This is a genomic window from Paraburkholderia aspalathi, from assembly GCF_900116445.1.
Taxonomy (GTDB): domain Bacteria; phylum Pseudomonadota; class Gammaproteobacteria; order Burkholderiales; family Burkholderiaceae; genus Paraburkholderia; species Paraburkholderia aspalathi.
On the sequence record NZ_FPBH01000033.1, the window covers coordinates 55,547 to 78,064 of the forward strand.

At 61.6% G+C, this 22,518-nt stretch carries 20 protein-coding genes and 1 tRNA gene; 6 read left to right on the plus strand and 15 right to left on the minus strand.

Annotation, left to right across the window (positions count from 1 at the left end; all coding sequences use genetic code 11):
* The first annotated feature begins 35 nt into the window (after positions 1-35).
* The 4 genes from BM438_RS36100 (at position 36) to pabB (ending at position 5,677) form a co-directional block, all read left to right on the plus strand.
* Entirely contained in the window at positions 36-254 is a 219-nt protein-coding gene (locus tag BM438_RS36100; RefSeq protein WP_372342033.1) for a hypothetical protein, read from the plus strand.
* Positions 255-407: 153 nt separating this feature from the next.
* Positions 408-2,363 (plus strand): molecular chaperone DnaK, encoded by a 1,956-nt coding sequence (gene dnaK, locus BM438_RS36105; RefSeq protein WP_093644647.1) that lies wholly within the window; start codon positions 408-410, stop codon positions 2,361-2,363.
* A 266-nt stretch (positions 2,364-2,629) separates the two neighbouring features.
* Complete coding sequence (gene dnaJ / locus BM438_RS36110) at positions 2,630-3,772, plus strand: molecular chaperone DnaJ (RefSeq protein ID WP_054040973.1); 1,143 nt, start codon at positions 2,630-2,632, stop codon at positions 3,770-3,772.
* Between the two features lie 24 nt (positions 3,773-3,796).
* The gene (pabB, locus tag BM438_RS36115; RefSeq protein ID WP_093644649.1) at positions 3,797-5,677 is read left to right on the plus strand and encodes an aminodeoxychorismate synthase component I; all 1,881 of its coding nucleotides are present in this window, start codon (positions 3,797-3,799) and stop codon (positions 5,675-5,677) included.
* 360 nt (positions 5,678-6,037) lie between these two features.
* On the opposite strand, the gene panB is transcribed toward pabB, so the two are convergent.
* From panB to BM438_RS36150, 7 genes are all read right to left on the minus strand, one after another.
* Positions 6,038-6,853, minus strand: coding sequence for a 3-methyl-2-oxobutanoate hydroxymethyltransferase (gene panB, locus BM438_RS36120; RefSeq protein WP_093644651.1), 816 nt, complete (start codon positions 6,851-6,853; stop codon positions 6,038-6,040).
* A 35-nt stretch (positions 6,854-6,888) separates the two neighbouring features.
* On the minus strand, positions 6,889-7,569 hold the full coding sequence (locus tag BM438_RS36125; RefSeq protein ID WP_093644653.1) for a deoxynucleoside kinase: 681 nt from the start codon (positions 7,567-7,569) through the stop codon (positions 6,889-6,891).
* Positions 7,566-8,114 carry a 2-amino-4-hydroxy-6-hydroxymethyldihydropteridine diphosphokinase gene (gene folK / locus BM438_RS36130; RefSeq protein ID WP_093644655.1) on the minus strand — a complete coding sequence of 183 codons (549 nt, stop codon included), beginning with the start codon at positions 8,112-8,114 and terminating at the stop codon, positions 7,566-7,568. The genes BM438_RS36125 and folK overlap by 4 nt, the downstream gene beginning before the upstream one ends.
* 48 nt (positions 8,115-8,162) lie before the next feature.
* Complete coding sequence (gene pcnB, locus BM438_RS36135; RefSeq protein ID WP_093644657.1) at positions 8,163-9,740, minus strand: polynucleotide adenylyltransferase PcnB; 1,578 nt, start codon at positions 9,738-9,740, stop codon at positions 8,163-8,165.
* Positions 9,737-10,423 carry a histidinol-phosphatase gene (locus tag BM438_RS36140; protein WP_093644659.1) on the minus strand — a complete coding sequence of 229 codons (687 nt, stop codon included), beginning with the start codon at positions 10,421-10,423 and terminating at the stop codon, positions 9,737-9,739. Before BM438_RS36140 ends, pcnB begins: the two co-directional genes overlap by 4 nt.
* Positions 10,416-11,189: a DnaA regulatory inactivator Hda gene (gene hda / locus BM438_RS36145; RefSeq protein ID WP_054040965.1), complete on the minus strand. Its 774-nt coding sequence runs from the start codon at positions 11,187-11,189 to the stop codon at positions 10,416-10,418. Before hda ends, BM438_RS36140 begins: the two co-directional genes overlap by 8 nt.
* A 104-nt stretch (positions 11,190-11,293) precedes the next feature.
* A complete protein-coding gene (locus tag BM438_RS36150) occupies positions 11,294-12,370 on the minus strand; it encodes an AI-2E family transporter (RefSeq protein ID WP_093644661.1) in 1,077 nt (358 codons plus the stop codon).
* Between the two features lie 157 nt (positions 12,371-12,527).
* Here BM438_RS36150 and purM point away from each other — a divergent pair, with 157 nt between their 5' ends.
* Positions 12,528-13,595, plus strand: coding sequence for a phosphoribosylformylglycinamidine cyclo-ligase (purM, locus tag BM438_RS36155; RefSeq protein ID WP_093644663.1), 1,068 nt, complete (start codon positions 12,528-12,530; stop codon positions 13,593-13,595).
* A 72-nt stretch (positions 13,596-13,667) separates the two neighbouring features.
* Here purM and miaA read toward each other — a convergent pair whose 3' ends face one another.
* Positions 13,668-14,624, minus strand: a complete 957-nt coding sequence (gene miaA, locus BM438_RS36160; RefSeq protein WP_208620743.1) for a tRNA (adenosine(37)-N6)-dimethylallyltransferase MiaA — start codon at positions 14,622-14,624, stop codon at positions 13,668-13,670.
* Between the two features lie 43 nt (positions 14,625-14,667).
* Positions 14,668-16,707, minus strand: a complete 2,040-nt coding sequence (gene mutL, locus BM438_RS36165; RefSeq protein ID WP_093644665.1) for a DNA mismatch repair endonuclease MutL — start codon at positions 16,705-16,707, stop codon at positions 14,668-14,670.
* 273 nt (positions 16,708-16,980) lie between these two features.
* On the opposite strand from mutL, the gene BM438_RS36170 reads away from it, so the two are divergent.
* A complete protein-coding gene (locus BM438_RS36170; RefSeq protein ID WP_093644667.1) occupies positions 16,981-17,655 on the plus strand; it encodes a DedA family protein in 675 nt (224 codons plus the stop codon).
* 169 nt (positions 17,656-17,824) lie between these two features.
* On the opposite strand, the gene BM438_RS36175 is transcribed toward BM438_RS36170, so the two are convergent.
* The 6 genes from BM438_RS36175 to tolB all read right to left on the minus strand — a co-directional run bounded on the left by BM438_RS36175 (position 17,825) and on the right by tolB (position 22,514).
* Positions 17,825-18,637, minus strand: a complete 813-nt coding sequence (locus tag BM438_RS36175; protein WP_093644669.1) for a mechanosensitive ion channel family protein — start codon at positions 18,635-18,637, stop codon at positions 17,825-17,827.
* Positions 18,638-18,830: 193 nt separating this feature from the next.
* Positions 18,831-19,202, minus strand: coding sequence for a hypothetical protein (locus BM438_RS36180; RefSeq protein ID WP_093644731.1), 372 nt, complete (start codon positions 19,200-19,202; stop codon positions 18,831-18,833).
* A gap of 433 nt (positions 19,203-19,635) precedes the next feature.
* A tRNA-Lys gene (locus BM438_RS36185) sits at positions 19,636-19,711 on the minus strand.
* A gap of 199 nt (positions 19,712-19,910) precedes the next feature.
* Entirely contained in the window at positions 19,911-20,660 is a 750-nt protein-coding gene (ybgF, locus tag BM438_RS36190; RefSeq protein WP_093644671.1) for a tol-pal system protein YbgF, read from the minus strand.
* Between the two features lie 19 nt (positions 20,661-20,679).
* A complete protein-coding gene (gene pal, locus BM438_RS36195; protein ID WP_035552920.1) occupies positions 20,680-21,189 on the minus strand; it encodes a peptidoglycan-associated lipoprotein Pal in 510 nt (169 codons plus the stop codon).
* A gap of 32 nt (positions 21,190-21,221) precedes the next feature.
* Complete coding sequence (tolB, locus tag BM438_RS36200) at positions 21,222-22,514, minus strand: Tol-Pal system beta propeller repeat protein TolB (RefSeq protein ID WP_093644673.1); 1,293 nt, start codon at positions 22,512-22,514, stop codon at positions 21,222-21,224.
* Between the last annotated feature and the right edge of the window lie 4 nt (positions 22,515-22,518).

The following is a 22,518-nucleotide window of genomic DNA, read 5'->3' on the forward strand; positions in this document are numbered from 1 at the left end:
CCGTTTATCAGCCGGTCGGCCTGACAGGCGCCGTCATGGCCAACATTCCCGTCGACGCCACTGCGGTCATGCTTCACAGCGTGCCCACATGGCTCTTCTTTTATCGAGGCAAGCGGCTCGGCCGGGCAGCCGGCTGGCGCAGTCTCGGGCAGTTCGAGGCGGCGGTTGTGGTCGCGCGGGAAACGATCCGTGCGGCCAATGTGGTCGGCAGCACGGCAAATGGTGAAAAAAGCGGCAAAAGTTCGACCGATTGAAAAAAATTAAAGACCGCATCGTAAAAGAGGTCTTGAAAACGATGCGGACGCACTTATGTTGAGTGCAGGTAGGAATTCAGAGCGGATCGCCGTACCGCCAGATGGGCAAAAACGGCGATTCCCGCAGCGATCAAAGTCAGGAGATTAGTAAAAATGGGCAAAATCATCGGCATCGACCTCGGCACGACCAACTCGTGCGTGGCGATCATGGAAGGCAATTCGGTCAAGGTGATCGAGAACTCGGAAGGCGCGCGCACCACGCCGTCGATCATCGCTTACATGGAAGACGGCGAAATTCTCGTCGGCGCGCCTGCGAAGCGTCAGTCGGTCACGAACCCGAAGAACACGCTGTACGCGGTTAAGCGCCTGATCGGCCGCCGCTTCGAAGAAAAGGAAGTGCAGAAAGACATCGCGCTGATGCCGTACAAGATCATGAAAGCCGATAACGGCGACGCATGGATCGAAGTGCGCGACCAGAAGCTCGCACCGCCGCAAATCTCGGCGGAAACGCTGCGCAAGATGAAGAAGACCGCTGAAGATTACCTCGGCGAGCCGGTCACCGAAGCTGTGATTACGGTTCCCGCGTACTTCAACGACAGCCAGCGTCAGGCTACCAAAGACGCAGGCCGCATCGCCGGTCTGGAAGTGAAGCGGATCATCAACGAACCGACCGCAGCTGCGCTGGCATTCGGTCTGGACAAGGCCGAAAAGGGCGACCGCAAGATCGCGGTGTATGACCTGGGCGGCGGTACGTTCGACGTGTCGATCATCGAAATCGCTGACGTTGACGGCGAAATGCAGTTCGAAGTGCTGTCCACGAACGGCGATACGTTCCTCGGCGGTGAAGACTTCGACCAACGCATCATCGATTACATCATCGGCGAGTTCAAGAAGGAACAAGGCGTCGACCTGTCGAAAGACGTGCTCGCGCTGCAACGCCTGAAGGAATCGGCTGAAAAGGCGAAGATCGAACTGTCGTCGAGCCAGCAAACGGAAATCAACCTGCCGTACATCACGGCAGACGCGTCGGGTCCGAAGCACTTGAACCTGAAAATCACGCGCGCCAAGCTGGAAGCACTGGTTGAAGAACTGATCGAACGCACGATCGAACCTTGCCGCATGGCCATCAAGGACGCAGGCGTGAAGGTCGGCGAAATCGACGACGTGATTCTGGTCGGCGGTATGACGCGCATGCCGAAGGTGCAGGAAAAGGTTAAGGAATTCTTCGGCAAGGACCCGCGCCGTGACGTGAACCCGGACGAAGCCGTGGCCGTTGGCGCCGCGATTCAAGGCCAGGTTCTGTCGGGCGACCGCACGGACGTTCTGCTGCTCGACGTGACCCCGTTGTCGCTCGGCATCGAAACGCTCGGTGGCGTGATGACGAAGATGATCAACAAGAACACCACGATCCCGACCAAGCACGCACAGGTCTACTCGACGGCTGACGACAATCAGGGCGCCGTGACGATCAAGGTGTTTCAGGGCGAGCGCGAAATGGCAGCGGGCAACAAGCTGCTGGGCGAGTTCAACCTTGAAGGCATTCCGCCGGCACCGCGCGGCACGCCGCAGATCGAAGTGAGCTTCGACATCGACGCGAACGGCATTCTGCACGTCGGCGCGAAAGACAAGGCGACCGGCAAGGAAAACCGCATCACGATCAAGGCGAACTCGGGTCTGTCCGAAGCCGAAATCGAGAAGATGGTGAAGGACGCCGAAGCGAACGCGGAAGAAGATCACAAGCTGCGTGAGCTGGCCGATGCCCGCAACCAGGGCGACGCGCTGGTCCACAGCACGAAGAAGGCGCTCACCGAATACGGCGACAAGCTGGAAGCCTCTGAGAAGGAAGCGATCGAAACCGCGCTGAAGGACCTCGAAGAAACGCTGAAGAGCGGTTCGAGCGACAAGGCCGCGATCGAAGCCAAGATCGAAGTGGTGGCCACCGCCTCGCAGAAGATGGGCGAAAAGATGTACGCCGACATGCAGGCTGCGCAAGGTGCCGAAGCTGCGGCAGCGGGCGCGGCAGGTGCGGGCGCATCGGCAGGTGGCGCGAGCCACCAGCAGCAGGACGACGTGGTCGACGCCGAGTTCAAGGAAGTGAAGAAAGACTAAAGCCGGGTCGCAATCTGACCGTAAAGCCGCACACAGCGATGTGTGCGGCCTGGCTGCAAAACGGTTTGCTCCCGTCCGGGTGCATGAACCTGCAAAGCGGTTATCGCGCCTGGTGAGCCTTTTTGGGCTCTCCGGGCACATTTGTTTTATGGAGGGCGTTGTTTAAGCCGCGTAAAAACGGCGTGAGCAGCGGCCGGACGAGTCGCAAGACTCCAGCATTCAAGAGGAGCCACCGCGTCGCATTGCGCGAGTGGCGTTGAACCGATATGGCGAAACGGGATTACTACGAGGTTCTGGGCGTCGCAAAGAACGCGAGCGACGACGAAATCAAGAAGGCTTATCGCAAGCTTGCGATGAAGCACCACCCCGACCGCAATCCCGGCAACAAGGATGCGGAAGAGCATTTCAAAGAGGTGAAGGAAGCCTATGAAATGCTGTCGGACTCGCAAAAGCGTGCCGCGTACGATCAGTACGGCCACGCGGGCGTCGACCCGAATATGGGCGGCGCGGGTGCGCAAGGCTTCGGCGGTTTTGCCGATGCATTTGGCGATATTTTCGGCGACATCTTCGGCCAGGCGGCCGGCGGTGCCGCACGCGGCGGTGGCGGCCGCGCAGGCCCGCAGGTGTATCGCGGCGCCGATCTGCGCTACAGCATGGAAATCACGCTGGAACAGGCCGCGCACGGCTACGACACGCAAATTCGCGTGCCGAGCTGGGTGTCGTGTGAGATCTGTCACGGCTCGGGCGCGAAGCCCGGCACCAAGCCGGAGACCTGCCCGACCTGTAGCGGTTCGGGTTCGGTTCGGATGTCACAGGGCTTCTTCAGCATCCAGCAGACCTGCCCGAAGTGCCACGGCACCGGCACCTATATCCCTGAGCCGTGCGGCCATTGCCACGGCGCGGGCAAGGTGAAGGAAACCAAGACGCTGGAAGTGAAGATCCCGGCAGGTATCGACGACGGCATGCGAATCCGCTCGGCCGGCAACGGTGAGCCGGGCATCAACGGCGGTCCGTCGGGCGATCTGTACGTCGAGATTCACATCAAGCAGCACTCGGTGTTCGAACGCGACGGCGACGACCTGCATTGCCAGATGCCGATTCCGTTTACCACGGCGGCGCTTGGCGGCGAAATCGAAGTGCCGACCCTCGCGGGCCGCGCGAGCTTCACGGTGCCGGAAGGCACGCAGTCGGGCAAGACGTTCCGTCTGCGCGGTAAGGGGATCAAGGGGCTGCGTTCGAGTATTGCCGGCGATCTTTACGTGCACGTGCAAGTCGAAACGCCGGTCAAGCTCACCGAGCCGCAGCGCGAGTTGCTTCAGCAATTCGAGAAGGCACTCGTGGAAGGCGGCGCGCGGCATAGCCCGCAGAGCAAGAGCTGGTTCGATCGGGTGAAGAGCTTCTTCGATTAATAGCGGTTTGATGTGGCGGTAAGCATGACGGCAGATGAGCGCGACGCAGTGTTCGCGTTGCTCGACGACTGCGACGCGACGGCGGCGCGCCGTTCGAGTCGTCTGTACACGGGTTTTGTGCATGAACGGGTTTGTGCGGACGCCGCGCAACTCGAAAATGTGTGCGAGACTGTGGCCGCGGACACACGGTGTGGTTTGCATGCTGTCGTGCTCGCCGACTATGAGTTTGGCCGGCATCTTCTGGACGGCGGCCTTTCTCACCAGGCATTGAAAGAAACGCAGCGTGGCCATGCCACGCTGCGTTTTTTATTGTTCGAACGTTGCGAGAAGCTGTCACGCGACGACGTCGACGCGTGGCTCATGGCGCGCGACGGTGGAGCCGCTGAGGCGTCGGTGGCGGGCACCGCAAACGTGCGTGCGAGCGTCGATCCAAAGCAATTTAACGAAGCGATCGACGCGATCCATGCCGCCCTGCGCGCGGGCGATTCCTATCAGGTCAACTACACGTATCGGCTTGGTTTCGACGTATTCGGCTCGCCGACCGCGCTTTATCGGCGGCTGCGAGTGCGTCAACCGGTTCCGTACGGCGCGTTGATCGGGTTGCCGGGCGACGAGTGGGTGCTGTCGTGCTCGCCGGAGTTGTTCATCGAGAAGGAAGGCTCGTTGTTGCGCGCCCGTCCGATGAAAGGCACGGCGCCACGCTCGGAAGATCCTGTCGTCGATCGTGGTGCCGCCGATTTCCTCGCGAACGACCCGAAGAATCGCGCTGAAAACGTGATGATCGTCGACCTGTTGCGCAACGATCTGTCGCGCGTGGCGCAGACGGGTTCGGTTAGCGTGCCGGCGCTGTTTTCGGTCGAGCCGTATGCGTCGGTTTGGCAGATGACGTCGACGGTGCATGCGACGTTGCGCGCCGGCACGTCTTTCGCCGAGATCATGCGTGCGCTGTTCCCATGCGGCTCGATCACCGGTGCGCCGAAGCATCGCACGATGCAACTGATCGAGGAGTTGGAAAGCACGCCGCGTGGCCTCTACACTGGCGCGATCGGCTGGCTCGATGCCACTACAAGCGAAAACGCTTGCGGCAACTTTTGCCTATCCGTCGCGATCCGCACGTTGACCTTGACCCCGAGCGCACAACCGGGCGAACTGCAAGGCAAGATGGGGGTCGGCGCAGGCATCGTGCTCGACAGCGTCGCTGCCGACGAATATGCGGAGTGCCAATTGAAGGCCAGCTTTCTAACCGGCGCCGAGCCGGGTTTCGAGCTCTTCGAAACGATGTATGCGACGCGGGAAGAAGGCGTGCGGCATCTGTCGCGTCATCTCGCGCGACTCTCGGCGAGCGCCGCGACGCTGGGTTTCAAGCTCGACGACGAAAACGACATTCGCGCGCAAATCGCGGAGAAATGTGCGGCGTTGCCAATGCAAACTCCGCACCGTATGCGACTCGCGTTGAGCAAAGACGGCACGCTACAAATAACGACGGTAGTGCTGACGCCGCTGGTCGACGCGACGGTCGGCGTGCTGCTCGGGCCGGATCACAATTTCCCCACGATGGACGCCAATGATCCGCTGCTGCGCCACAAAACCACGCGCCGCGCCGCATACGATCGCGGCTGGCGTGAAGCCGAAGCGAAGGGTGCTTTCGACACGCTGTTCTTCAACGAGCGCGGTGAGTTGACCGAAGGCGGCCGGTCGAACGTGTTTGTGAAGCTGGCGGGACGGTGGTGGACGCCGCCATTGGAGTCGGGCGTACTGCCCGGGATCATGCGAGGTGTGTTGCTGGAGGATCTCGGCCTTCGTGCTGCTGAACGCATGCTGACTCGAGTCGATGTGCAGAATGCTGAAGCGCTTCTGGTGTGCAACGCACTGCGAGGCGCGGTAAAGGCGCGCGTGCTGGGCTAAGGCAGGGAGGGCTACTAAGAGCAGGGCTGAGGCTTAAAGCCAGTCGTGCCGCCGCCTTTGAACGCCACGAAACCCGCGCGCCAACTCAACTCTGGCGAACATGTAGCACGCGGATCACCCATCCAGACAGGCGTTCGCGCCAAGTCGATTCCCGCACATCATGCGGTGCGGTGGCGTGCTCGCGGATTCCCGCTACGTCGATCAGGCAAAAGGGGCTCATGGTCATCTCTCTTCGGCTCGCGGCAGCGCCGCGTTAATGGGTAGACGAAGATAGACGACCACGTTTTCAGGCGATATCAGACGGGTCCCAAACAGGCGCAACCGCGCCCGATCAATGTAGTCCGCGAACGGACCGCATGTTCAGAACGTATGCTCCGGCCCCGGAAACGAACCGTCCTTCACGGCACGCACATACGCTTCCACTGCAGCTTGAATATTCGGCTGGCCCTGCATGAAATCTTTCACAAAGCGTGGCCGCTTGCCTGGGAAAATTCCCAGCATGTCGTGCAGCACCAGCACCTGACCCGAGCAATCCAGACCCGCGCCGATGCCGATCGTCGGAATCCGCAATTGCTTGGTGACCTCACTGCCTAGCAGCGTGGGAATCGCCTCGATCACGATCAGTTGGGCGCCTGCATTCTGCACGGCAAGGGAATCGCGCAGAACCTGGCTCGCGCCGGCGTCGGTCTTGCCCTGCACCTTGAAGCCACCAAACGCATGCACCGATTGCGGCGTAAGGCCGACGTGCGCGCACACCGGAATCGACCGTTCGACCAGAAAGCGCACCGTCTCCGCGAGCCACTCACCGCCCTCGAGTTTCACCATCTGCGCGCCGGCGCGCATGAGCTCCACCGAGCTCCTGAAGGCGTCTTCCGGCGTGCCGTACGTGCCGAACGGCAGATCGGCGACCACCAGCGCCGAGGGCCGCGCCCGCGCGACGCTCGCCGTGTGATACGCGATTTCGCTGAGCGTGACCGGCAGCGTGGTCGTCTGGCCTTGCAGCACATTGCCGAGCGAGTCGCCGATCAACAGCACGTCGACGCCCGAGCGATCCAGCAGCGCGGCGAAGCTCGCGTCGTAACAGGTCAGCATGGCGATCTTTTCGCCGGCGTCGCGCATTGCCTGCAGTTTCGGCACGGTGATGGCGTTCCGGCTCGCTTCCTGCAAATAGGTCATGGGGAAATCCGTTGGAAAGAAGAGCGGCGCGTCGCTTAAAGCGACGTGCCTTTGACAAAGAATTCCTTGCGGCCGCGCATGGTTTCGATGCGTTCGGCGAGTAGCGCAAGGTCCGCGTCCGAGTCGAGCGGATTCAGGTGTTCAGCGTTGACCGTCAGCACGGGTGTGCGGTCGTAGTGATAGAAAAACTCGTTGTAGGCGTCGCAGAGCGCGTGCAGATATGCATCGGAAATCTGCAGTTCCATTGGCACCGCGCGTTTCTGGATGCGCGCGAACAGCACTTCGGGACTGGCTTGCAGGTAGACCACGAAATCCGGCGCTGGCGCGCTCACGTCGATTCGCGCGGCGAGGGCGCGATAAAGCTGCCACTCGTCTTCCTGCAGTGTCAGACGCGCGAAAATGTCGTTCTTCTGCGTCATGAAATCGGCGATCAGCGGTGTGCCCGCCACATGCGCGGCTGCCACCTCCTGGGCCTGCTGCGCGCGCTGCAAGGCGAAGTGCAATTGCGTGGGCAGCGCATAGCGCGTGGTGTCGCGATAAAAGCGTTCGAGAAAGGGATTGTCCTGCGGCCGCTCGAACAGTTCCTGCATCGACCAGCGCTGGGCGAGCCGCCGCGCGAGTGAGGTTTTGCCGACGCCGATCGGCCCTTCGATCGCCAGATAGCCGAAGGGCGGTCGTAATTGAGGCGCAGTGACAGTGAGTGGCGGCGAATTCATTCGCAACGGCCCTTGTCCACAGTTGGGGCGCCGGCGCTCAATGCATTGAGCATCGGACACTGGCAGGGGCCCTTCACCTTTTCGATGCGTTGATCGCTCACGCCATTCAGCAGCGCCTCGGCACGGCCGTGTTGCGGGATGATCAGCGTTGGGTCGATCTCGATGAGCGGCACGAGTGCAAAGGCGCGTTCGATCAAACGTGGATGCGGCACGATCAGATCGGCTTCGTCGATCGATTGATCGCCGTATAGCAGGATGTCCAGATCGAGCGTGCGTGGGGCGTTGCGAAACGGCCGTTCACGGCCGAACTGATGCTCGATTTTGTGGCATAGCGCTAGCAGCTGCCGCACGGGGAGCGTCGTGTCGACCTTCACGACACAGTTGAAATAGTCGTCACCGCCCGCGTCGATCGGGGCAGTGCGATACAGGCTCGACTTGGCGAGCACGGAGATGGTGTGCTGTTGTGCCAGGCACACCACCGCGTCTTTCAGGGTCTGGCGCGCGTCCCCGAGATTCGCGCCGAGGCCGAGATAGGCAACCGTCATGGCATAACTTCCTGCAACTATCGTTCGACGGCAATAGCCAACGCTGTGTCAGTCTTCGTGCGGGCCGTCATGACCCGCATCGCTGGCTGTGCGTTCGGCTTGCGTGCCGCCCTCCATTCCGTCGCCCGGTTTGCGGCTCCTCGCGCCACTGCTGCGCCGCCGTCGTTTTCTGGGGCTTCGGTCCTTCCCGCCTTGCGTGAGCAATGTCTCACGCGCAGCGACGTCTCCTTCGATGAACTCCGTCCACCACGCTCCGACCGACTCTTCGAGTTCGCCCGATTCGCAGCGCAACAGGAGGAAATCATACCCCGCTCTAAATCTTTGGTGTTCCAGCAGCTTCAGCGCGCTTCTTCCCGAGCGTTTCTCCAGGCGCAGCTGCAGACCCCAGATCTCGCGCATATCCGACGAAAAGCGCTTGTGGATCGCGAGTTTCTCGGTTTGCATGTCGAGGACTTCGTCCATCGCGCGATGCAGGGCCGGCACCGGATATTCACCGTTCGCTTCAAATTGCTGCCAGCGCGTCTGCACGTCGTGCCACAGCAGCGTGGCGAACAGGAAGCCCGGCGAAACCGGTTTGCCGGCGCGCACGCGGGCGTCCGTATTGGTCAGCGCGAGCGTGATAAATTTCTCGCCGATCGGCTGCTCCAGGACCACGTCGAGCAGCGGCAGCAGACCGTGATGCAGGCCTTCCTGGCGCAGACGTTTCAAACAGGCAAGCGCGTGGCCCGACAGCATCAGCTTGAGCATCTCGTCGAACAGACGCGCGGCCGGCACGTTGTTGATCAGATCGGCCATTTTGGCGATCGGTGCGCGGGTCGTGTCTTCGATCTCGAACTCGAGCTTGGCGGCGAAACGCACCACACGCAGCATGCGCACTGGATCTTCGCGATAGCGCGTGGCCGGGTCGCCGATCATGCGCAACAGACGCGCGCGCATGTCGGCCATGCCGTTGTGATAGTCCAGCACGGTTTGCGTGGCCGGATCGTAGTACATCGCGTTGATCGTGAAGTCGCGGCGCGTGGCGTCTTCGTGCTGCTCGCCCCAGACGTTGTCGCGCAGCACGCGGCCGCTGGCGTCCACCGCGTGCGTGCGGCGGTCGAGCTCGTCGCGCTTCAGGCGGCGCGGCGGCGCCGCGTCGGCTGCGGGCGGATCGACCAGCGCGCGGAACGTGGAGGTTTCGATGATTTCCTGGCCGAACTGCACGTGCACGATCTGGAACCGGCGGCCGATGATGCGCGCGCGGCGGAACAGCTTCTGCACCTGTTCTGGCGTGGCGTCGGTTGCGACGTCGAAGTCTTTCGGCTTGATGCCGAGCAGCAGATCGCGCACCGCACCGCCGACGATAAACGCGCGATGCCCCGCTTCCTGCAGACCCTCGGTGACGCGAATCGCGTTCCTCGAGATCAGCGACTGATCGATGCCATGCACGTCGTGCGGAATGATGACCGGCACGTCGGGGTCCCGCACGGTTTTGGCGGCCGGGCGCGCCGGTTTGCGGCGCGCTTTGGTGGCGCTGGACGCGTTGCGTGCCGGCGCCTCGCCGGCTTCGTCTGCTTCGGCGGGCGGGGTGTCGTCAGCGGGCGCCGGGTCCTGGCCGAATAGCTTGCGGATAAGTTTTTTGATCACGAGGGTTGAAAGAGTTCGAGGATGCGCCAGCCTTTGGCCTGCGCATGGGCGCGCAATGTGTCGTCGGGATTGGTCGCGATCGGATCGGTGACCTTTTCGAGCAGGGGGATGTCGTTGTGCGAGTCGCTATAGAAATAGCTGTGCTCGAAGTCGCTCCAGGTCTTGCCGAGCGATGCCAGCCACGCCTCGGTACGGACGATCTTGCCTTCCTTGTAGCTCGGCGTGCCGGTGGGGCGGCCGGTGTACGGCGAATGCGGCTGGCCGTCGACGGTTTCCGCTTCGCAGGCAATCAGCGCGTCGACGCCGAACGCTTGCGCGATTGGACGGGTGATGAATTCGTTGGTCGCCGTGACCACGCAGCAGAGATCGCCGGCTTCGCGGTGTTCTCTGACCAGCTCCAGCGCGACCGGAAAGATCGCCGGCTTGATCACTTCATGCATGTACTGCGCGTGAAGGTCGGCGAGCTCGGCGCGCGTGTACTTGGCGAGCGGCGTGAGCATGGCGATCAGATAAGCGTGAATGTCCAGCTTACCGGCCTTGTAGTCGGCGAAAAAACGGTCGTTTTCACGAGCGAAGTTTTCGGCGTCGACCATGCCTTGTTTCACCATGAAGCGGCCCCATTCGTGGTCGCTGTCGGTGGGAATGAGGGTGTGGTCGAGGTCGAAGAGTGCGAGGTTAGCCATGGGGGCCTATTTTACTTGAAGCGGCGGCGGGGGACGCGGATGAGGCGGATGAAGGCGGCGCGGCTCGCCGATCGTCGGCGTCGGGCGAGGCCAGCATGGTGCGCAGGAGCGGCAGCGTAACCGCGCGTTTCTGTTCGAGCGAGAAGCGGTCGAGCGCGTCGAGCAAGGCCATCAGACTCGGCATATCGCGGCGAAAATGCGTGAGCAGGTAGGCGGGGACGTCGTCGGCGAGCATGATGCCGCGCTCGCGCGCCGCGTGTTTCAGCACCGCGGCCTTGCCTTCGTCCGGCAGCGGCGCGAGGTGAAACACGAGGCCCCAGCCGAGGCGGGTGCGCAGATCCTCGCGTACCGTCATGCCGATCGGTGCCGCATTGCCTGCGGCGACGAGCGCGCTGGTGGGATGTGCGCGCACTTCGTTGAACAGATTGAACACGGCAATCTGCTGTGCCGCAGACAGGCCGTCGCAATCGTCGATTGCATACAGCGCGACGCGCGGGTCGAACGTGAAAGCGGCGAGGCTGCTCTGCGGACCGGCAAAACGTGCATGACCCGGCGGCGCTTCGTGGACCAGCGCCTGAAGCAAATGCGTGCGGCCGCTGCCGGCTTCGCCCCAGACATAGAAGGTGCGATCGGCCACTGGCCCGGCCGCGAGCGCGTTGTCGAGCTCGCGCAGCCGCGTGACCAGCTCGGCGTTGGCGCCTGCGAAGAAATTGTCGAATGTCGATGGCGGCGGGGTGCCGAGATCGAGCGTCAGTTGACGAAGCACAGTAGGTTAATGCCGAAAATGAGGCTTAGGCCGCAAATGGCCCGGATCGCGGGCCCTAAAACGTCCCTAAACAGTCAATGAGCAGTCAATGAGCAATCAGTGACTCAGTTGTTGTAAAGCGTGCTCGTCAGATAGCTTTGACGCAACTCGCGCATGGCTACCGACAGAATGGCGCTGACCGGCAACGCCAGCAACACGCCGAAAAAGCCGAACAGTTGGCCGAACGCGAGCAACGCGAAGATTACCGCGAGCGGGTGCAGGCCGATCCGTTCGCCGACGAGGCGCGGCGTGAGATAAAAGCTCTCCACGATCTGGCCGACGCCGTAAATCAGCGCGACCGCGCCGAAGCCGTACCAGTCGCCGAACTGTAGCAGTGCCGCGAGGAGCGCCAGCGCGAGACCGGTTGCAAAACCGATGTAGGGGATGAACACGGCGAGGCCCGTGAAAATACCCACCGGCAGCGCAATCTCGAAGCCGGCGATGGTCAGCGCGATCGCATAATAGACCGCGAGTACGCCCATCACGAGCAGCTGGCCGCGCAGGTATTGCGACAGCATCTGGTCCATGTCGCGCGCGAGTTGCAGCGTCTTGTCGAGCCAGCGGCGCGGCACCGTGCTCTGCATGCGAGCGAGCATGCGGTTCCAGTCGTACAGCAGATAAAACAGCACGAGCGGCACCATCACGAGATTGCCGACCACCGTCATCATCACGTTGCCGCTGGTGCGAACGGAGGTCCATACGTAGAGCGCGACCTGCTGCGCGCTGCCTTCGAGCTGGCCCATCACGAGATCGCGGATGCTGGCGAAATCGAGCGAGTCGGCGAGGCCCAGCAGCGCCAGCTTGGGTTGCAGCCAGGCGCTCACGTGGGCGAACAGCACGGGCACCTGCTGTTTCAGTTGCGGCCCTTCTTTCTGGATGACGGCCAGCACCAGCAGTACGAGCAGCGTCATCAGCAACGAGAACAGCAGCATCATGAGCAAGGCGGCGAGTCCGCGCGGCACGCGCCGGCGCACCATCCACGCGACGCCCGGTTGCAGAATGTACGCGAGAATGGCGCCCAGCAGGAACGGCGTGAGGACCGGGCTCAGGAGCCAGAGCAGAATGCCGACGACTAGCGCGATCGCCAGCCAGATAAAGGCGCGGCGCTGCACAGGTGTCAGGATCGAGGAGTTCTGTTGCAAAGTTATTTCCCTGGTGTCGTCGTGACCGGAGGATTCAGGATGATTCAAATTCCAGCCAGCCGGCCGGCAACTGTATGGGATCAGAGTAAGCGCTGAAGCGCCAACTCTGGTCGGCATCGGGTAAAATCGCATTTTACCGACCTTCGAGCTCTTCCCCATGAATCAACCGAAATCCGCCCCGAATTCAACTGATTCGGCCCAAGGTTTGTCGTATCGCGACGCTGGCGTGGACATCGACGCAGGCGACGCCCTTGTCGACGCGATCAAGCCCTTTGCCAAAAAGACGATGCGCGACGGCGTACTGGGTGGCATCGGCGGGTTTGGCGCGCTGTTTGAAGTGCCGAAGAAATATAAGGAACCGGTGCTGGTTTCCGGCACGGACGGTGTCGGCACCAAGCTGCGCCTCGCATTCCAACTGAACAAACATGACACCGTCGGCCAGGATCTGGTGGCGATGAGCGTGAACGACATTCTGGTTCAGGGCGCTGAGCCGCTGTTCTTCCTCGATTATTTCGCCTGCGGCAAGCTGGACGTCGGTACCGCGGCAACGGTCGTGAAGGGTATCGCGCATGGTTGCGAACTGTCGGGTTGCGCGCTGATTGGCGGCGAGACGGCTGAAATGCCGGGTATGTATCCGGACGGTGAATACGATCTGGCCGGTTTTGCGGTCGGTGCGGTGGAAAAGAGCAAGATTATCGACGGCAGCACGATCGCCCCCGGCGATGTGGTGCTGGGCCTGGCCTCCAGCGGCATCCATTCGAATGGTTTTTCGCTGGTGCGCAAGATCATCGAGCGCGCACAGCCGGATCTGAATGCGGATTTCGACGGCCGCTCGCTGGCCGATGCGCTGATGGCGCCCACGCATATTTATGTGAAGCCTTTGTTGGCCTTGATGCAGCAGATCGCTGTGAAGGGTATGGCGCATATCACCGGCGGTGGTTTGGTCGAGAACATTCCGCGCGTTTTGCGTGAAGGTCTGACGGCTGAGCTGGATCAGCATAGCTGGCCGATGCCGCCGCTGTTCTCGTGGCTGCAGAAGCACGGCGGCGTGGCGGATGCGGAAATGCACCGCGTGTTCAACTGCGGGATCGGCATGGCGGTGGTGGTTGCAGCTGCGGATGCTGACGCTGCGATCGCATCTTTGTCGGCGGCTGGCGAGCAGGTCTGGAAAATCGGCGTGATTCGCGAAAGCGCGGCCGGTGAAGCGCAAACGGTAGTCGTGTAACCAGCCTCAGCTTGACCCAAGGCTGGTTTGCCTGCGCGGCGTACAGAAAGAACGCGCCGCGCGGGCAAAACCTCAAATTAGCTCTTCAATCAAACTCACGACCTGCCCAGTAGCATTGGGGTCGCAGCAATCAACAACAACCCGCTCTGTCATGCTGCGCAGCCATGTGAGCTGTCGTTTGCACAATTGCCGGGTAGCAAACACCCCCTTGTCTCGCATGGTCGAGTAATCGACCGCTCCGTCGAGATATTCCCAGGCCTGCCGATATCCCACGCAGCGCATGGACGGCATCTCGGGCAATAGATCTCCGCGCTCGCGCAATTTCACCACTTCGTCGATAAAGCCGTCGGCCAGCATGGCGTCGAAGCGCTTTTCGATGCGCGCATGCAGCCAGCTCCGATCGGATGGCTCGAGCGCAATGGGCACAAAGCGCCAAGCCAAAGCGGCGTCATCGGTTCGAGCGGGCGCGGCTAGTAGAGCGGACATTGCCTGCCCCGTCAGCATGAAAACTTCGAGCGCGCGTTGAATTCGCTGCGAATCGTTCGGCGCGAGGCGTGCGGCCGTAACGGGGTCGACAGTGGCAAGCCGCGCATGCATTGCCGGCCAGCCGTCGCGTGCGGCATCGGCGTCGAGTGTCGCGCGAACATCGGCATCGGCGGTGGGCAGGTCGTTTAGCCCTTGAGTGAGCGCCTTGTAGTACAGCATTGTTCCGCCGACCAACAACGGCAGCCGTCCGCGCGCGCTGATCTCGCCGATCAGGCGCAACGCGTCACTGCGAAATTCCGCCGCCGAATATGCGTCCGTCGGATCGACGATGTCGATCAGATGATGCGGCGCCACCGCGCGTTCTTCCGCTGTCGGCTTGGCGGTGCCGATATCCATCTCGCGGTACACCAGCGCCGAATCGACACTGATGATTTCCACCGGCCGCCGTGCGGCCAGCGCCAGCGCGGCAGCGGTTTTGCCGGACGCGGTCGGGCCGAGCAGGCAAGGGATCGGCGTGGGTGTGCGTGAAATGCTTGAGGTCATGGGCAAGACGGCGCGCACCAAATCAACGTAATCAGGCGCACCGTCATTGCCCACGCATGAACAGCCGATCGAGATCGGACAGCGTCAACTGATACCACGTCGGACGCCCGTGGTTGCATTGGTCGGCGCGCTCGGTCGCCTCCATCTGGCGCAGCAGGGCGTTCATTTCGTCGAGAGTCAGACGCCGGTTCGCGCGCACCGCGTGATGGCAGGCGAGCGTGCCGAGCAGTTCGTGCTGACGCTCGGTCAATACGCGTGAACCACCGAACGCATGCAGGTCCGTGAGGACCGCACGGGCCAGCGCCTGCAGATCGGCGTCTTTCAGCAACGCGGGGACGGCACGGATCGCGAGCGTAGTTGGCGACAGTACGGCGAGGTCGAAGCCGAGTGCGTCCAGCGTGTCACGCTCTTCTTCGACCGTGCCGATTTCGATCGGATCGGCCTGCATGGTTTGCGGGATCAGCAGCGGCTGCACGGCAATCGTGCGATCGGCTAGCGCGTTCTTGAACTGCTCGTACAGGATGCGCTCGTGCGCGGCGTGCATATCGACAATCACGAGTCCATGCGCGTTCTGCGCGAGCACGTAGATGCCGTGAATCTGGCCGAGGGCGAAGCCCAGCGGCTGCTCGTCTGGGGCATTGAACGCAGGCGATGCGTATGGCGCTGCGGTGTTGTACAGGGACGGCGCGTCCGTAGCCGAGTCGCGCGCTTCGAAGAGCGTAGCGCCTTCCGCTGTGCCGGTGTTCGTGTCTCTACGGCCGAAAAGGGCGTCGTAGAAGGCCAACGGTTGGGCAACCGGTAGCGTGCCTTGTGTCATGCGCGCCTGACGCATCCAGGTATTGCCCGGCTGCGAGGATCCGCCACCAAAGCCGCCGCCGAAGCCGCCTGCGCCAGCACCGGTGCCAAAGCCACCGCCGCTTCCAACGCCCGCGCCGCCGAGCGGTGTAGCGCCGAACGAAGCCGGACCACCCGGAGACGCTTCCAGATGCGCCGCGTGCCCACCGGCGGTCGTTTCCGGCGACGCGCCCGCGTGCCGCGCCAACGCACGCTGCACGGCGTGGAATACGAACTGGTGAATCGAGCGTGAATCGCGAAACCGCACTTCGATTTTCGACGGATGCACGTTCACATCGACCGCTTCTGGCGGCAGATCGAGAAACAGCACGTAGGACGGATAGCGGTCGCCGTGCAGCACGTCTTCGTAGGCGGCGCGCACGGCGTGCGTGAGCAGCTTGTCGCGCACGAACCGGCCATTGACGAAGAAATACTGCTGATCGGCGCGTCCGCGGCTCGCGGTCGGCAAGCCGGCGCAACCATAGACGGCGAGCGGTCCAGCGGATTCGTCGAGCGGCAAATGAGCCGTCGCAAAGGTTTCGCCGAGAATTTTCGCGACCCGCACGGGCGGCTCGCTGGCGTTCCAGTGTTCGACCGCCTTACCGTTGTGCAGGACCGAAATCGCCACATCCGGCCGCGCCAGCGCAGCGCGACGAATCTGTTCGAGGCAATGGCCGAGTTCGGTCTGCTCGCTTTTCAGGAATTTGCGGCGCGCGGGCGTGTTGAAGTACAGCTCGCGGACTTCGATCGTGGTGCCCTGGGTGCCCGCGGCGGGGCTGAGCACTCCGGTCTGCGCGTCGACGCGCACGGCGTGCGGTGCGTCGGCCGTGCGGCTCGTGATGGCCATCTGCGCGACGGATGCAATCGACGCCAGCGCCTCACCGCGAAACCCCAGCGTGGCAACCGCTTCCAGTTCGGCGAGCGAGCGGATCTTGCTGGTCGCGTGACGCATCAGCGCGAGCGCGAGTTCGTTTTCGGGGATGCCGCAGCCGTCGTCGGTGATAGAGATGCGTTTGACGCCGCCTTCGTCGAGCAGGATGCGCAGCGTCTGCGCGCCGGCGTCGAGCGCATTTTCCAGCAATTCCTTGACCACCGAGGCCGGCCGCTCGACCACTTCGCCGGCGGCAATCTGGCTGATCAACTGATCGGGCAGGGGCTGGATCGCCCGCAACGGGCGTGGGACGGGCGCTGCGGCGGAAACTGCGGCCGCGTCGGCGGTGCCGGCAGGCGTTTCGGAGAATTCTGACATGGCGAAATTATAGCGATTCGGCGCGAACAGGCTGGATGCGGGCCGAAGGTAGGAATCGCCGCGGTCTTGCGGCCGGGGACCACAGAACTGCCGAATCGCTGCGCGGCGCCGAAATTGCCCGCATGCGGCAGTTTTTTAATCGCAGCCGGGCACTTTCGGTATCATGACGCGGTCAATTTCCGGCGGCGAGCACGCGCTCGCTGCGCATCGCCCGCAAGGCTGCTGACGCGGCCGCTCCCGCCACGCTCACATTCGCTTAATAAAGGACGCTTTTTGGACACGCTGCTACAGTTCGCCAACCTTGTCTTGCACATTGACAAGTTTCTGGGAGTCTTTATTCACGAGTACGGCGCCTGGGTTTACGCGGTGCTGTTTCTGATCGTGTTCTGCGAAACCGGGCTGGTCGTTCTGCCGTTTTTGCCGGGCGATTCGCTGCTGTTCATCGGTGGCGCTTTTTGCGCGACCGGCGAGATGAATCTCGGTTTGCTGATCGTGCTGCTGCTCATCGCTGCGGTCGTCGGCAACACGGTTAATTACATGGTCGGGCGGTCTATCGGGCCTCGGGTGTTCAATTCGCATATCCCTTTCCTTGAACGCTTCCTCGACCGCAGTGCGCTGCAGAAAACTCATAACTTCTACGAAAAACACGGCGGCAAGACCATCGTGCTGGCGCGTTTCATTCCGGTGGTGCGGACTTTCGCCCCATTCGTGGCGGGCGCGTCGGAGATGACGGTTAGCCGGTTCCAGCTTTTCAATATTCTGGGTGCGCTGCTTTGGGTGTTGTTGCTAGTGTTTCTCGGTTACTTCTTTGGCAACATTCCGTTCATCCGTCAGTATTTGAACCTGATCGTGCTGGTGGGTATCGGCGCGGCCGTGGTGCCGGTTGTGCTCGGCGCGGTATGGAAGATGACACGTAAAAACGCCGCGGCCAAGCCGGGTAGCCACTAACGCTTCACCTAGTAAGAAGCTGAACGAACAAACGGCGTCGCGAATCTCGCGACGCCGTTTTCGTTTTGCGCTCTAGCGTCTGATCGGTTGAAGCGCTGAGACAGCGAAGAACGCTTCACCTTCGCGGACGTCGGGCTGGATCTAGAGACCTACTAAACCCCGATCATGCTCAACTGATGATGCGCGGTGCGATCGGTGTTTCCGGTGTCGGATAGCCCGCATCCTTGAAGGTCTGGATGATCGCGCGGTTGGTGTCGAAGTAGACCTGCCAATAATGGTCGGTGTGCGTGTAGGGCCGCACGCACAGCAACGGTCCCTCCGGCGTGAAGCTCAACACTTCGATATCCGGTGCAGGACTCTCGGCCACGTTGGGGATCTGCGTAACGGCTGCCTTCAACCGGACCATCGCATCCGTAGGATCGACGCCGTTCGCAATCTTCGCGGTTAGCTCGACGCGCCGCACCGGCAATGCGCTGTAGTTCGAGATTGTGTCCGAAAAGATCTTGTTGTTGCCCACAATGGTTACCACGTTGTCGGGCGTTACGATGGTCGTGCCGAATAGCCCCAGTTCCGAGACCGTGCCCGTGACGCCACCCGCCATCACGAAATCCCCCACCTTGAACGGCCGCAGCACCTGCATGAAGATGCCTGCCGCGAAGTGGGCGAGCAAGCCGCCCCACGCCGTGCCGATTGCAAGGCCGAGGCCGGCGAGCAACGCGGCGAACGAAGTAGTCTGGACGCCGAACACCTGCAGGATTGCAAGGATCAGCAGCAGGTTCAGCAGTGCGCCGAGAATCGAACCGAGGTAATGAGCGAGTGTTGGATCGACGCGGCCGTTTTTCGACAACAGTTTGCGAAGCAAGCCGGTGATGAGGCCAATGACCCACCGGCCGACGATCCACAAGACAATTGCGCCGAGTACCTTGGTGCCGAGATCGATGCCTCGGGTCATGATGAATACGCGTACGGTTTCGAGATCCAAGATGTTCCTCGCTGGTTGAGTTGCCTTCGACTGATTGAACGGCGGTAGTGCAATACAGCGGCAAATGCCCGGCGACGGGCGCACACGGTAAATCTCGATCTTCGAAAGTTATACGCGACGGCGCGCGCAACCGCAAGGTCCGTTCCTGTTGATGATGCGGATTGCGTAATAGAAGAAAACGACCCGCGTGAGATTACATCGGTAGATGAGATTCGGAATACGGGGACGTGCGAATGACCAGCGTGTTGTGGTTGGTTTTGGCGGCGCGCGCGCGACGTGCCACGTAGCGCGACACCAATGCGGTAATGGCTGCAAGCACATACGCGCCGGCGCGTTCGAAGAACGCGCTAGGCGTGCTGAATCTGCCGTAGCGGCTCTGCGCATCGGCGAACACGAGGAAGGTTAGTGCGGCGTCGAGAAGCAGGGCGGCGGAAACCAGCACGACGAAAACGTGCGCGCCATTGAGCGCAGCACTGGGTACGAGCCGGTTACACAGATGACATGCGCTCAGCACGATAGCGAGCAAAACGAGGTTTGAGACGAGGTCGAACAGAAAATTGGTCATGTTGACGGAATGAAAGCGCAGAGGTCTGTGGCTTTGCCAAAGCGTTTGCTCACGCAGCGTTGCAGCGTGATTCGCAGAATCGGCGGCGATCATTGCACGTCTTTATGTCTCAATAAATATCAATGTTCGGAGTCCGTTGTATCTGTTCAGGATCGAAGAGGCGTGATGTAAGAGAGGTCTTGTGGTTGCGTGAGGTTTTGTGATTGACGCTGTGAGAATGCTTCGCGCGTGTGTAAAGGGTGCGGCGATATCGTTTCGATTTCACCGATTTCGCTCATCACTCAAACGGCGTTTTCGCGACGTCATTCGGTCGGGGTGATGCGAGCGATACGGGGTGAACGGTGAGGGCGTGATTCGCCCGGACCTCGCGCGGATTCGAGCCGCAAAAAGAAAAGGGCTTGCGACGCTGACGCGTGCAAGCCCTTGAATCTTTTGGTAGGCCGTACGGGATTCGAACCTGTGACCAACGGATTAAAAGTCCGCTGCTCTACCAGCTGAGCTAACGACCCAAAAGAGAAGCGAGATTATAGCGATGACACCCGCAGGTTGTCAACCCATGGTGGTGGGTCGAGTTTTCCGCACTTCAGATAGTGAAAAGCCCAAGGTATCGCTACCCTGGGCTTTCCAGCGAGAGGCGCGCGTGACTATTGATTTGAAGACTGCGTGGCCACTGCGCGTTACATCAACTGCCAAACCTTGTACGGCTGACTACTTGATCTGCGACAGCTTGCTCTGAGCCGACTGCGCGACGTCCGTGCCGCTGTATTGCGCAACGATCTGCTCCAGCGTCTTCTTGGCCGCAGCCTTCTGACCTTGCTCGAGCTGATTGTTCGCAATCGCGAGCAACGCTTCCGGCGCACGCGGATGCTGCGGATACTTGGCCACCACACCTTGCCAGGTCGCCGTCGAGCCCTTGTAGTCACGCAGCGCGTACAGCGCGTTGCCGAGCCAGTACTGCGCGGTCGGCTGGTAGGGGCTGTTCGGAAACTTGGCGATGAAGCTGCGGAACGACGCCGCCGCATTCTTGAAGTCGCCGTTGCGGAACTGCTGTGAAGCCGCGTTGAACGAATCGGTTTCACCCGGCTGCACCTCACCCTGGACGCCGTCCACCGTCTGTTGCTGCGGCTCGAATTTCTTCAGGCGCGTGTCCAGGTCGGTGTAGTAGTCCTTCTGCTGCTTTTGCAGCGTGGTGAGTTGGTTGCCCATATCTTCGTTCTGCCCACGCAATGTCGCGACCTGCTGATTCAGCTGATCGAGGCGGTTGGACTGATCGAGGATCGTGCGTTGTGCGGCCGACAGCTGGCTCGACAGGCTATCGGTCTTCGAGCGCAGATCGAGAATGGCCTGACGGGCCTGATCGTCGTCGAAGATGCCTGCATGCGCGGGCACAGCCGCGAAGGCCGTGCCCGCGACGCAGGCCGCTGCGGCAAACCGCAGCCAGGAGAAACGATGCGTCATTCGGCTCATCACCTGTTACTTACTGTTGGTACACGAGGTCGGCGCGGCGGTTCTGTGCCCACGACGATTCGTCATGACCGGTAGCTTGCGGCTTTTCCTTGCCGAGGCTCACGGCTTCCATTTGCGAGTCCGTCACGCCCATCAGCGACAGCGAACGGCGAACCGCTTCTGCACGCTTCTGGCCGAGTGCCAGGTTGTATTCGCTGGTGCCGCGTTCGTCGGTGTTGCCCTGGATCAGGACGTGACGTTGCGGATGGCTCTTCAGGTATTGCGCGTGTTGTTGCAGCAGCGATTGATAGTCGTCCTTGACCGAGTAGCTGTCGAAGTCGAAGTAGATGCTGCGCTTGGCGAGCGGGCTGTTCGGATCGTTCAGCGGATCGACGTTGACCTGAGCGACATCGGTCGGATTCGGTTGCGTCGAAACTGCGCCACCCTTGTTAGCGTTTTCGTCGAGCTTGACGCCCGAGTGACATGCGGCCAGCGCACCGACCATCAATACGGCAAATGCGAAACGAAGTTTTGACATCATTTTGTTACTCTCCTTGTGTTGTTGCATGAACGTTACTGCATAAACGGGCCCCAGGATGGCTCGCGTACGCTGCCACCCTGAACGGACAGGACCTGCCGAGTGCGACCATCGGTCGATACTGCGGCCAACACGCCACGGCCGTTCACCTCTGTGGCGTAAAGAATGTACTGACCGTTCGCCGCGAAGCTCGGCGATTCGTCGTGTGTGGTGTCCGTCAGGCCCGTTGCCGTGTTGCCTTGCAGGTCCTGGATATACAGCTTGAAGCCGCCGCCGACGCGCGAGATATAGGCGAGTTGCTTGCCGTCCGGGCTCACGCGCGGGCTGGTGTTGTAGCTGCCCGTGAAGGTCACGCGTTGCGCGGCGCCGGCGTTTTCGCCTTGGGCCGACATCTTGTAGATCTGCGGTTGACCGCCGCGGTCGCTGGTGAAATAGATCGACTGGCCGTCAGGAGAGAAGCACGGTTCGGTGTCGATCGAGCTGCCTTGCGTCAGGCGCCGCAGGCCGCTGCCGTCTGCATTGACGGCGAAAATCTGTGTGTTGCCGGTGCGTGAGAGCGCGACGGCTAGCGTGCGGCCGTCCGGCGACCATGCCGGCGCACTGTTGTTACCCTTCTGGTCCGATACGACCACGCGACGGCCCGTAGGCAGGTCGTGGATGTAGACGATCGGCTTCTTCTTTTCGAACGAAACGTAAGCGACCTTGGTGCCGTCAGGCGACCATGCCGGCGAGATGATCGGCTCGGGGCTCGACAGCGCGATGTGCGCGTCCTGGCCGTCCGAATCGGAGATCTGCAACTGATAACGGCCACCGGTCTTGATGACGTACGAGAGGCGCGTGGCGAACACGCCGCGGCCGCCCATCAGTTTCGCGTAGATATAGTCCGCGACTTTGTGCGCACTCATGCGCAAGCCGCTTTCCGGGCTCACCAGCACGAGGCCACCCAGGCTTTCGCCCTTGACGGTGTCGTACAGCTTGAAGCGCACTTCGTACTGGCCGTTCGGCAAACGGTTCACGCTGCCCGACACGAACGCGTTGGCCCCCTTGGCCTTCCAGCTGCCGAGGTCGACGGAATCGGTTTCTGCGACGGGCGTGCTGCCCGCGTCGATATTCGTGAATTTGCCGCTGCGTTGCAGATCCTGACGCACGATCGTACTGACCTGCTGCGGCGAGTTCGCTTCATTGGCGAAATTCGCCGTTGCGATTGGAAACTGGGTGGACCCGACGCCTGTCACGAGGACGTTGAGTTGTGCGTGGGCGGCGCCGCCGACGGCGATCAAACACGATGCTACAAGTGTCCGCAGGCCTAGCTTGGTCATCAAACTCATGCTG